Source organism: Azonexus sp. R2A61 (assembly GCF_021401135.1).
Lineage (GTDB): Bacteria > Pseudomonadota > Gammaproteobacteria > Burkholderiales > Rhodocyclaceae > Azonexus.
On sequence record NZ_JACBFO010000004.1, the window covers coordinates 265,303 to 276,496 of the forward strand.

The 11,194-nt window shown below is 65.7% G+C and carries 10 protein-coding genes; 8 read left to right on the forward strand and 2 right to left on the reverse strand.

All coding sequences use genetic code 11. From position 1 onward, the window contains the following. Positions 1-36 precede the first annotated feature (36 nt). From pstC to phoR, 6 genes are read left to right on the forward strand one after another with little or no spacing between them, the layout of a single operon-like run. The gene (gene pstC / locus L0962_RS14610; RefSeq protein ID WP_234087197.1) at positions 37-990 is read left to right on the forward strand and encodes a phosphate ABC transporter permease PstC; all 954 of its coding nucleotides are present in this window, start codon (positions 37-39) and stop codon (positions 988-990) included. A 10-nt stretch (positions 991-1,000) separates the two neighbouring features. Beyond that, on the forward strand, positions 1,001-1,843 hold the full coding sequence (gene pstA, locus L0962_RS14615) for a phosphate ABC transporter permease PstA (RefSeq protein WP_234087198.1): 843 nt from the start codon (positions 1,001-1,003) through the stop codon (positions 1,841-1,843). Between the two features lie 30 nt (positions 1,844-1,873). Further along, positions 1,874-2,659, forward strand: a complete 786-nt coding sequence (pstB, locus tag L0962_RS14620) for a phosphate ABC transporter ATP-binding protein PstB (protein WP_234087199.1) — start codon at positions 1,874-1,876, stop codon at positions 2,657-2,659. A 13-nt stretch (positions 2,660-2,672) separates the two neighbouring features. Beyond that, positions 2,673-3,368, forward strand: a complete 696-nt coding sequence (gene phoU / locus L0962_RS14625; RefSeq protein WP_234087200.1) for a phosphate signaling complex protein PhoU — start codon at positions 2,673-2,675, stop codon at positions 3,366-3,368. After that, positions 3,365-4,051, forward strand: a complete 687-nt coding sequence (gene phoB, locus L0962_RS14630) for a phosphate regulon transcriptional regulator PhoB (RefSeq protein ID WP_234087201.1) — start codon at positions 3,365-3,367, stop codon at positions 4,049-4,051. Before phoU ends, phoB begins: the two co-directional genes overlap by 4 nt. Before the next feature lie 5 nt (positions 4,052-4,056). Further along, positions 4,057-5,349, forward strand: a complete 1,293-nt coding sequence (gene phoR, locus L0962_RS14635) for a phosphate regulon sensor histidine kinase PhoR (protein ID WP_234087202.1) — start codon at positions 4,057-4,059, stop codon at positions 5,347-5,349. A gap of 811 nt (positions 5,350-6,160) precedes the next feature. Here phoR and purT read toward each other — a convergent pair. Together purT and L0962_RS14645 are read right to left on the reverse strand one after the other, a co-directional pair. Further along, complete coding sequence (gene purT / locus L0962_RS14640; RefSeq protein WP_234087203.1) at positions 6,161-7,363, reverse strand: formate-dependent phosphoribosylglycinamide formyltransferase; 1,203 nt, start codon at positions 7,361-7,363, stop codon at positions 6,161-6,163. A 75-nt stretch (positions 7,364-7,438) separates the two neighbouring features. Further along, on the reverse strand, positions 7,439-9,067 hold the full coding sequence (locus L0962_RS14645; protein ID WP_234087204.1) for a methyl-accepting chemotaxis protein: 1,629 nt from the start codon (positions 9,065-9,067) through the stop codon (positions 7,439-7,441). 139 nt (positions 9,068-9,206) lie between these two features. On the opposite strand from L0962_RS14645, the gene L0962_RS14650 reads away from it, so the two are divergent. After that, the gene (locus L0962_RS14650; RefSeq protein ID WP_234087352.1) at positions 9,207-9,998 is read left to right on the forward strand and encodes a UDP-2,3-diacylglucosamine diphosphatase; all 792 of its coding nucleotides are present in this window, start codon (positions 9,207-9,209) and stop codon (positions 9,996-9,998) included. Position 9,999: 1 nt separating this feature from the next. Next, a complete protein-coding gene (locus L0962_RS14655) occupies positions 10,000-11,181 on the forward strand; it encodes a glycosyltransferase (protein ID WP_234087205.1) in 1,182 nt (393 codons plus the stop codon). Positions 11,182-11,194: the final 13 nt, after the last annotated feature.

The window sequence follows — 11,194 nt, forward strand, 5'->3', positions numbered from 1 at the left end:
CGCGATAATGGAAAGAACCTGCTTACGGAATCCGTCATGAGTCAATCGCAAGCCAAGGGACAGTTCGGCGACGCTCTGTTCTTCAACCTGACGCGCACGGTCGCGTTCATCACGCTGGCCTTGCTGGCCGGCATCGTGCTGTCGCTGACCTGGAGCGCGCTGCCGTCGATCCAGAAGTTCGGCTTCAGCTTTCTGACCAGCTCCGCCTGGAATCCGCCGGCCGACGATTTCGGTGCGCTGGTTCCGATCTACGGCACCATCGTCACTTCGATCATCGCGCTCCTCATCGCCCTGCCGATCAGTTTCGGCATCGCGCTGTTCCTGACCGAGATGGCGCCGGCCTGGCTGCGCCGTCCGCTCGGCATCGCCATCGAACTGCTGGCCGGTATTCCCAGCATCGTGTACGGGATCTGGGGTCTACTCGTCTTTGCGCCGATTTTCGGCCAGTACGTGCAACCCTTCATCGCCAAGACGCTCGGCAAGCTGCCGCTGATCGGCACGCTGTTTTCCGGCCCGTCGCTCGGCATCGGCATTCTCGCCGCCGGCATCATCCTGGCGATCATGATCATTCCCTTCATTGCTTCGGTGATGCGCGACGTTTTCGAACTGGTGCCGCCGATGCTCAAGGAGTCCTGCTATGGCCTGGGCGGCACGACCTGGGAAGTGGTCAGCAAGGTCGTCCTGCCCTATACCCGCGTCGGCGTGATCGGCGGCGTCATGCTCGGCCTGGGCCGGGCGCTCGGTGAAACGATGGCGGTCACTTTCGTGATCGGCAACGCCAGCCTGATCGGCAGCTTCTCGCTGTTCATGCCCGGCAACAGCATCACCTCGGCGCTGGCCAACGAATTCGCCGAGGCGACGCCCGGCCTGTACACCGCGGCGCTGGTCGAACTGGGCCTGATCCTGTTCGTGATCACCTTCATCGTCCTGTCGCTCTCCAAGCTGCTGCTCCGCTCGCTTGAAAAGCAGTCGGGCGGCTCGGCCCACTGAGGAAACGACGATGAATCTGAGAAACCGTCGCAAAACCATCAACGTGATCGCCCTCGGGCTGTCGCTGGGCGCCATGGCCTTCGGCCTGTTCTGGCTGATCTGGATTCTCTGGATGGTCTTCGAGCAGGGGATCGGCGCGCTGTCGCTCAGCCTGCTGACGCTGGACACGCCCGCGCCGGGCAATGCCGGCGGCCTGCGCAACGCCATCTTCGGCAGCTTCATCATGGTCGGTCTGGCCATGGCGATGGCGACGCCGGTGGCCATCCTGGCCGGTATCTACCTCGCGGAATATGGCCGCAATACCTGGCTGGGCAACGTGACCCGCTTCGTCAACGACATCCTGCTGTCGGCACCGTCCATCGTCATCGGCCTGTTCGTCTATGCGATCTACGTCGCTCAGGTCGGCAAGTTCTCCGGCCTGTCCGGGGCGCTGGCCCTGGCCCTGCTGGTCATCCCGGTCGTCGTCCGGACCACCGAGGACATGCTGGCGCTGGTGCCGAATGCGCTGCGCGAAGCCGCCTTCGCGCTCGGCGCGCCGAAGTGGAAGGTGATCATGCTGGTCACCCTGCGCTCGGCGAAGACCGGCGTGATCACCGGCATCCTGCTGGCGCTTGCCCGCATCTCCGGTGAAACGGCACCGCTGCTGTTCACCGCCCTGTCCAACCAGTTCTGGAGCGCCGACTTGTCCGAGCCGATGGCCAACCTGCCGGTGACCATCTTCAAGTTCGCGATGAGCCCCTTCACCGACTGGCAGCAACTGGCCTGGGCCGGCGTGTTCATCATCACGATGGGCGTGCTCTTCCTCAACATCCTTGCGCGTGTCGTGTTCCGCCAGCAGTCGGCGCAGCACTGAGACCCAGACAAACCCACCACGGAATCCACGATGATGCCTGTTGAATCCGCACTTCAGAACCTGGTTCCCGAGATCAGTATCCGGAACCTGAATTTTTACTACGGCAAGGCGCTCGCGCTGAAGAACATCAACCTCGAGGTCTACAAGGGCAAGGTCACCGCCTTCATCGGCCCGTCGGGTTGCGGCAAATCGACCTTGCTGCGCACGATCAACCGGATGTACGACCTTTATCCCGGCCAGCATGCCGAAGGCGAGCTGATCGTCGGCGGCAAGAACATCCTCGAAAAGGGCGTCGATACCATCGAATTGCGCGCCAAGGTCGGCATGGTCTTCCAGAAGCCGACGCCGTTCCCGATGTCGATCTACGAGAACATCGCCTTCGGCGTGCGCATGCACGAGCGGCTGTCGCGCAACGAGATGGACGACCGCATCGAATGGGCGCTGACCAAGGCGGCCTTGTGGAACGAGGTCAAGGACAAGCTGAACAAGCCCGGTACCGGGCTGTCCGGCGGCCAGCAGCAGCGTCTGTGCATTGCCCGCGGCGTCGCCGTCAAGCCGCAGGTGCTGCTGCTCGACGAACCGACCTCGGCGCTCGACCCGATTTCGACGATGCGCATCGAGGAACTGATCCATGAACTCAAGCGCGAGTTCACCATCGCCATCGTTACCCACAACATGCAGCAGGCTGCCCGCGTGTCGGACTTCACGGCCTACATGTACCTCGGCGAGCTGGTCGAGTTCGGCAAGACCGACGAGATCTTCATCAAGCCGCAGGACAAGCGTACCGAAGACTACATCACCGGCCGCATGGGCTGATCGGAGCAAAAAAATGAACGAGACCCTCCACGTATCCAGCCAGTTCGACGACGACCTCAGCAGCCTGCGCACGCATGTGCTGCAGATGGGCGGCCTGGTCGAGACCCAGGTGTCGGCTGCCATCGAAGCCTATTCGAACGGCGAGGTGACCAGCGTCAAGAGCATCGTCGAGACCGATCGCAAGATCAACGAACTGGAAAAAGCGATCGACGACGACTGCGCGCACATCATTGCCCGTCGTCAGCCGGCCGCCTCCGATCTGCGCCTGGTGTTCGGCATCAGCAAGATCGTCACCGACCTCGAACGGGCCGGCGACGAGGCCAAGAAGATCGCCAAGGGCGTGCGCCGCATCTACGAAGCCGGGCACATGCCGGTGCAGTACGGCGTCGGCGTCCGCCACATCGCCGATGCGGCGCTGAACATGGTGCGCCAGGCACTCGACGCCTTCGCCCGCCTCGACGCGCCGCTGGCCACCAGCGTTATCCGCGCCGACGACGAGGTCGATGTCGAGTTCAAGGCGGTGATCCGCCAATTGATCACCCACATGATGGAAGACCCGCGGACCATCACGACGGCCATCGACATCATGTCCATCGCCCGAGCCGTCGAGCGTATCGGTGACCACGCCAAAAACATTTCCGAGCACGTGGTCTACATCGTCGAAGGCCGCGACATCCGGCACGCCAAGAGCAAGGAGTCTGCCAATTGACACCGACCATTCTGGTGGTTGAGGACGAACCGGCGATCCAGGAACTGGTCGTCATCAACCTCAAACATGCCGGATTTCTCGCCGTCCGCGCCAGCAGCGCGGAGGAGGCCGATTCGGCAATCCGCGCCGCGCTGCCGGATCTGGTGATTCTCGACTGGATGCTGCCCGGCCAGTCCGGCGTGGCGCTGGCCAAGAAGTTGCGCGCCGACGAGCGCACGCGCGAACTGCCGATCATCATGCTCACCGCCCGCGTGCACGAAGAAGACAAGGTGCAGGGCCTGGAGGCCGGCGCCGACGATTACGTCACCAAGCCCTTCTCGCCGAAGGAACTGGTCGCCCGCGTGCGAGCCGTGCTGCGCCGCCGGGCGCCGCACCTCGCCGGCGAGGCGGTCGAAGTCGGCGACCTGGCGCTCAATCCGGCGACTCACCGGGTGCTTGCCGCCGGCCAGCCGATCGATCTTGGGCCGACCGAGTTCCGTCTGCTGTTCTTCTTCATGACCCATTCGGAACGGGTGTACACTCGCGCCCAGTTGCTCGACGAAGTCTGGGGAGATCACGTGTTCATCGAAGAGCGGACGGTCGACGTCCACATCCGCCGCCTGCGCGCCGCGCTTGAATCGTCCGGTCACCACGAGCGGGTGGAAACCGTGCGCGGTACCGGCTACCGCTTCCGGGGAGCCTGAACCGGGTGAATTCGCAGACGATCAGGGCGCTGCTCCTGGCGCTGCTGACGGCCGCCGTTGCCCTGCCGCTCGGATACTTCACCGAAGCCGGGTTCGGCTGGCTGCTGTTCAGCGGCGGATTGGCCCTGCAGCTGGCTTTCCACCTGCTCTACCTGTCGCGCCTGGAGCACTGGTCGCGGGCGCCGATCGCCGATCCCAGCCTGGAAGGCGAAGGCGCCTGGGATGGCGTGTTCCGCCGCCTGTACCGGCACGAGAAGGAGTTGCGCGCGCAGATTGCCGCCCGCGATCACGAAATCGCCATGCTGATCGCCGCCGGCCAGGCACTCACCGACGGCGTCGTGCTGCTCGACACGCAGTACCAGATCCTGTTCTGCAACCGCACGGCGGAAGACCAGCTCGGCCTCAAGGTCGTCACCGACCGAGGCCTGCCCATCGTCAATCTGGTACGCCAGCCCGAATTCATGGCCTACCTGGCCAACGAGGATTTCAACACGCCGCTGACCTTGCGCCCGGAGCGCAACCAGGAGCGGGTGCTGTCGATCTACGTCGTTCCCTACGCCGGCAACCGGCGGCTGATGCAGGTCAAGGACGTCACCCAGGCCGACCGGCTCGACCGCATGCGGCGTGATTTCGTCGCCAACGTCTCGCACGAACTGCGCACGCCGCTCACCGTCCTCGCCGGCTTTCTCGAAACCCTGCAGGAAATCGACGTCGACCGCGACGAACGCCAGCGTTACCTGCAGATGATGGCCGAGCAGTCGGACCGCATGCAGGCCATCGTCCAGGACCTGCTGACCCTGTCGTCGATCGAATCGGCGCCGCCGCCCGAATCCACGGTGGTCGACATGGCTTCGTTGATCGACAAGCTGCGGCGCGACGCCGAAGCCCTGTCCGCCGGCCGGCACGAAATTGCCGTCGAGATCGAAGGCCAGGGCGATCTCTACGGTGCCGAACCGGAACTGGTCAGCGCCTTCGCCAATCTGGTGGCGAACGCCGTGCGCTACACGCCGAACGGTGGCAAGGTCACCCTCGAATGGCGTGTCCTGCCCGGCGGCGCTGAATTCGCCGTGCGCGACACCGGCATCGGCATCGCCCCGGAACACATCCCGCGGCTGACCGAACGCTTCTACCGCGTCGACCGCGGCCGCTCGCGCGACGCCGGCGGCACCGGGCTTGGCCTGGCCATCGTCAAGCACTCGCTGAACCGGCACCAGGCACGGCTGGTGATCACCTCCAAACCGGGTGAAGGCAGCCGGTTTGCGGCGCGCTTCCCGCCGGAGCGGGTGGCGGTGGTTTGATGTCTGGTGCTCTGGTTTCGGGGGGGCATTGGCTTTGTCAGAAGTGTTTGGTGGGATACGGTTTTGGGTGGTTTTCGCCGGTGACCTTTGGGTGTTGCTGACGCTCAGGGTTCCGCGGCTGACGCGTGGGGTGGGTTTTCTGAGGGGCTGGTTTCCGCCGTTGACCGGCGGGCGTACTTTCTTTTGCTTCGCCAAAAGAAAGTAGCCAAAGAAAAGGCGACCCTGGGTCGGCGCCGGGCGTTGCCCGGTTCCCTGCGCTACTCGGGTGGTCGGGCGGCTGGCTAAACTCGCCGCTGCGCGGCTCAGACAACGCCAGCCGACTTCCCCCGACCGCCCTGCGTTGCTCGGCGCCTCTCAAGGGGCCCAACATCAGAGGTGTGCTGCGGTCGACGGAAGAAATAGGTGAAAAAGCCGGTCGACCGTACAAGAAGCGCAAAAAAAGATGAATCCTGCGGTCGACCGCACAAAAGCCATGTTTTCCACCACGCTTTCCGTTGCGACGTTTTCCCGGTTCCCTGTGTTTCGCGCCGAGCAACGCAGAAGGGCCGGGGGATTTCGGCTGGCGTTGTTTGAGGCCCGCAGGGCCGAGTTTAGCCAGCCGCCCGGTCCTTCGAGTCGCGCAGGGCAGTCGGCGGCACGCCGACCGCGAAAGTCAGGGTCGCCTTCTTTTGGCTACTTTTCTTGGCGAAGCAAGAAAAGTACGCCCGCCGGTCAACGGCGGAAACCAGCCTTTCAGAAAATCCGGCCCCCATCCGCCAACGGCAGAGAACAGCGCTTGAAAGCGCAGTCCGCCCGCGTCAGCGATCAACCCTCACCCGCGAACCGGCCGCACCTTCCCCGCCGCCAGCGTCGCCCGCTGCCGGGCTTCGTCGGTGTCGGCGCCGTTTGCCACGACGACGCCCATCCGCCGTTTGACGAAGGATTCCGGTTTGCCGAACAGCCGCAGGTCGGTGCGCGGCACGGCCAGGGCGTCGGCGACGCCGTCGAAGGCGATGCCGCTTTCATCCATGCCGCCGTAGATGACGGCCGAGGCGCCGGGTTCGCGCAGGGCGGTGTCGACCGGCAGGCCGAGGATGGCGCGGGCGTGCAGTTCGAATTCGGAGAAGCGCTGCGAGCACAGCGTGACCAGGCCGGTGTCGTGCGGCCGCGGGCTGACTTCGGAGAACCACACCATGTCGCCCTTGACGAAGAGTTCGACGCCGAACAGGCCGCGACCGCCGAGGTTGCCGGTGACCGCTGCGGCGATTTCGCGGGCGCGGGCCAGCGCGGCCGGCGACATCGCTTGCGGTTGCCAGGATTCGACGTAGTCGCCGGACACCTGGCGGTGGCCGATCGGATCGCAGAAATACGTCGAAATCTCATCATTTTGCGCGTCGACCGCACGTACGGTCAGCAAGGTGATTTCGTAGTCGAAATCGACGAAGCCCTCGACGATGACGCGACCCTGATTGACCCGGCCGCCGCTCGCCGCGTAGTCCCAGGCTTTCTGCACGTCGTCCGGGCCGTGCAGCAGCGACTGGCCCTTGCCGGACGAGGACATCACCGGCTTGACGATGCACGGGTAGCCGATGCCGCCGTCGATCGCCGCCTGCAGCTCGGCCAGCGAGTCGGCGAAGCGGTAGGGCGAGGTCGGCAGGCCGAGTTCCTCGGCAGCCAGCCGGCGGATGCCTTCGCGGTTCATCGTCAGCTTCGCGGCGCGGGCGGTCGGGATGACTTCGGCCAGACCTTCGGCTTCCAGTTCGACCAGCGTGTCGGTGGCGATGGCTTCGATCTCCGGCACGATCAGCTGCGGCTTCTCCTTTTCGACCAGCGCGCGCAGCGCGGCGCCGTCGGTCATCGGGATGACGTGGGCGCGATGCGCAACCTGCTGGCCGGGGGCGTTGGCGTAGCGGTCGACGGCGATCACCTCGACGCCGAGACGCTGCAGCGCGATGACGACTTCCTTGCCCAGTTCGCCGGCGCCGAGCAGCATGACACGGGTGGCGGAGGGGGAGAGCGGGGTGCCGATGGGCATGCGGGTTCCTTTGCGGTCGACGGGGAAAATCGGCCGAATTTAGGCGTGGACCGCGCTCAGGTCAAGCCGGCCGCGTCAGGCCTGCATGGGGCCGATGCGAAAGCGGTTCACAATGCCGCTCAGGTGGTCCGACAACTGGCGGATGCCGTCGGCGAAACGGCGGGTATGGCCGGCCGTTGCGTTGGCGTCGCGCATCAGGGCCTCGATGGCATCGACCTGGCGGACGATCTGCCGGCTCGACGCATGGCCGATGCCGACCTGCTCGGCAATCTGGCCGACGGTTTCGATGACCGCCCGGGCCGAGTGTTCGATGTCGCCCATCGCGCTGCCGGCCGAACTCGCCAGTTCGATGTTGTGCTTGATGTCCGCGACCACCTCGCGCATCAGTGCGGTCGATTGTTCGGCGGTGCTGGCGATTGCTTCGACCTGGCCGCTGATCGAGCGTGTCGCGCCGCTGACGCGTTCGGCCAGCTTGCGCACTTCATCGGCGACGACGGCGAAGCCGCGGCCGGTATCGCCGGCGCGGGCCGCCTCGATGGCGGCGTTGAGCGCCAGCAGGTTGGTCTGGTCGGCGATCTCGCGAATCTCGCGGACCAGACCGGAAATGTTCTGGCCGGCTGCGGCGAGCGCGAACACGCGTTCGGCGGCGGTTTCGACGTTGCCGGCCAGGCGGTGGATGTGACTGACGGTCTGGCGGATGGTCGCCCCGTTATCCACCGCCTGCTGTCCCGAACTGGCGGTCAGCTGGCCGGCGCGGCCGGTGTCGCTGTGGATGCGGTCGATCTGCGCCTGGATTTCCTGGATCGCCACCTGGATTTCGCGCGACGAGCCGTTGCCGTTTTCGGCGATGCCGGCCAGGGCCACGGCCGATTGCAGCATCTCGCCGGCCGCCACCTCGTTCTGGTGGATGACCCCGGCCATTTCCGCCAGGCTTTGCTGCAGCGTGTCTAGCAGCCGGTTGAAGGCCTGGATCGAGCGGCCGATCTCGTCGTCGTTGACCACCGGGACGCGATGCGTGAAATCCAGCGTGTCGGCGATGGTTCGCATGGTGTTTTCCATGTCGGCCAGCGGTCGGGCGATCCGTCGGTAGAGCGCCAGGCCGAGTGCCGACAGTCCACTCAGGATCACTGCGAAGGCGCCGCCGAGCTGGATCAGCGTGCGCTGCAGGCTGCCGTCGAGACGGGCGACGCTTTCGTCCTTGACCCGGCGTTTTTCGACCCGCAGCGTTTCCAGTACGCCGTCGATTTCGGCGAGGAAGGGGGCGGCGCTGCCGGACAGCGTTGCTTCGGCCAGTACGCTCTGGCCGGCGAGACTGAAGCGGGCGACGTCGTCGACCGCCGCATAATAGTTCTTCAGGCTTTCCTCGGCCTGGTCGAGCAGTCCGCGCTGGGCGTCGCTGTCGGCCAGCGCGCGTTGTTCGGCGAGCAACTGGCGCAATTGTTCCTTCTGGCGTTCCAGTTGCTGCCGGGTCTGTTCGGCGATCGTCCGGTCCGCTGCGTGGGCCAGCGAAATGGCGGCGATCTGCACGCCTTTCAGGCCGGCGGCCAGTTCGATCGAACTCAGGAAACCGGGAATCGCGCCATCGGTCAGTTGCCGGATCATTGCGTTGTTGCGCTGGAACTGGTTGAGTCCGACGCCGCCCAGGGCGAGCAGGGCACCCAGCGTGAAGACGAGCAGCAGGACGAGACGGTGGGAGATTTTCATGGTGCCGGGAAGCCGTGGAGAACAGCCGGAAGCCTAGGCGGCCGGTGTTGCATTCCGGTGACAGCGTCGGCCGCGGCCTGTCATCGTCGCGTCACGAAAGCGTCACGGCAGTTTCATGGGCAGCTTCTATCGTGCGGCCATGCCCAAGGTCAGAAGCCTCTTCCTCTCCGACATCCACCTAGGCACGCGGGCGTGCCAGGCGGAGCGTCTCCTCGATTTCCTGCGCGAGCATCCGGCCGAGCAGACTTTCCTGATCGGCGACATCGTCGATTTCTGGGCGATGAGCCGCAGCATCTGCTGGACGCAGGCGCAGAACACGGTGGTGCAGAAACTGCTGCGCCGGGCGCGCCACGGTGAACGCGTGGTGCTGATTCCCGGCAACCACGACGAAGCGCTGCGCGATTACTGCGGCACGGTGTTCGGCGAGATCGAAGTGGCCGACGAAGTGGTGCATGAAACGGCCGACGGGCGTCGCCTGTTGCTGATTCACGGCGACCAGTTCGACCAGGTGACGCGCCATCACCGCTGGGTCGCCGTGCTCGGCGACCAGGCCTACAACCTGCTGGTCCGCCTCAACCTGTGGCTGTCGTGGGTCCGGCGCAAGCTTGGCCGGCCCGGCTACTGGTCGCTGGCCGGTTACGCCAAGCGCAAGGTCAAGACGGCGCTCAACTTCATTTTCGATTTCGAGGAATCAGCCGTCCGCCATGCCCGCGAACGCGGCCTCGACGGCGTGGTCTGCGGCCACATCCACTGGGCGACGATCCGCGACATCGACGGCCTGGCCTACATCAATTGCGGCGACTGGGTCGATTCCTGCACGGCCATCGTCGAACATGGCGACGGCCGGCTCGAGCTGATCGCCTGGGGCGCCCCCGCCCCGCAGCGGCAGGCGCTGCCGGCGCCGGCGGCCAGCACCGCCGTGGAGGTCTGAGATGCGTGTGTTGATGGTGTCCGATGTTTATTTCCCGCGCATCAACGGCGTGTCGACCTCGATCGAGACTTTCCGCCAGACGCTTGCCGCGCACGGCGTCGAGGTACGGCTGGTGGTGCCGCGCTATGCCGACGAACCCGAGGCGCCGGGCATCGTCCGGGTGCCCGGGCGGCCGGTGCCGCGCGATCCGGAAGATCGGCTGGTCGGCTGGTCGGCCATGCTGCGCGCGGTCGACGAAGCCGCCGCCGATTGCGACCTGATCCACATCCAGACGCCCTTCATCGCCCACTACGCCGGCCTGAAAATCGCCCGCCGCCGCGGCTTGCCGGTGATCGCCACCTATCACACGCTGTTCGAGGAATACATCGAGCACTACGCCCCGTTCCTGCCGGCCGGCTGGCTCAAGGGCTTTGCCCGCCGTCTGTCGCGTCGGCAGTGCAACGCGCTGGATGCGCTGGTCGTGCCATCGACGGCGATGCGCGAACGGCTGACCGCCTACGGGGTGACGACGCCGATGAACGTGCTGCCTACCGGCATTCCGCTCGACCGTTTCGCCAACGGCGACGGGGCGGCTTTCCGCGCCGGGCACGGGATTCCGGGCGACCGGCCGGTGGCGCTGTTCGTCGGCCGCATCGCGCACGAGAAGAACATCGGCTTCCTGCTCGATGCGCTGCCGCACGCGCTCGATTTTTGCCCGGACATGCTGCTGGTGATCGCCGGCGAAGGGCCGGCCAGCGACGATCTGAAACGGCAGGCGGCGCGCCTCGGGCTGGACGGCTCGGTGCGCTTCATCGGTTACCTCGACCGGGTCGGCGCCTTGCCGTCCTGCTACGCGGCGGCTGATGTCTTCGTCTTTGCGTCGCGCACCGAAACGCAGGGACTGGTGCTGCTCGAAGCGATGGCGGCCGGCGTGCCGGTCGTCGCGCTGGCCGAGATGGGCACCGTCGACATCCTCGGCCCGGGACGCGGCTGCTTCACGCCGCCGCCCGAGCCGCAGGCCTTCGGCGAAGTGCTCGGCCACTACCTGCGCAACCCGGCTGCCTGGCGACATCTGAAGGAAGCTGCGCCACGCTATGCCGCCGAATGGTCGGATAGCGCGCTGGCCGGCCGTTTGGCCGGGCTCTACCGGCATTTGCTGAGCGCTGGCGAGCGTGCTTTCCAGCGACTCGCCGCCGATACCTGAACCCGCTGTGGAG

Excerpts from the sequence above, each read along its gene's own strand:
- pstB (WP_234087199.1), top strand. The coding sequence starts at position 1,874 with ATGATGCCTGTTGAATCCGCACTTCAGAACCTGGTTCCCGAGATCAGT.
- pstA (WP_234087198.1), top strand. The coding sequence starts at position 1,001 with ATGAATCTGAGAAACCGTCGCAAAACCATCAACGTGATCGCCCTCGGG.
- phoU (WP_234087200.1), top strand. The coding sequence starts at position 2,673 with ATGAACGAGACCCTCCACGTATCCAGCCAGTTCGACGACGACCTCAGC.
- L0962_RS14650 (WP_234087352.1), top strand. The coding sequence starts at position 9,207 with ATGCCCAAGGTCAGAAGCCTCTTCCTCTCCGACATCCACCTAGGCACG.
- purT (WP_234087203.1), bottom strand. The coding sequence starts at position 7,363 with ATGCCCATCGGCACCCCGCTCTCCCCCTCCGCCACCCGTGTCATGCTG.
- pstC (WP_234087197.1), top strand. The coding sequence starts at position 37 with ATGAGTCAATCGCAAGCCAAGGGACAGTTCGGCGACGCTCTGTTCTTC.
- L0962_RS14645 (WP_234087204.1), bottom strand. The coding sequence starts at position 9,067 with ATGAAAATCTCCCACCGTCTCGTCCTGCTGCTCGTCTTCACGCTGGGT.
- L0962_RS14655 (WP_234087205.1), top strand. The coding sequence starts at position 10,000 with ATGCGTGTGTTGATGGTGTCCGATGTTTATTTCCCGCGCATCAACGGC.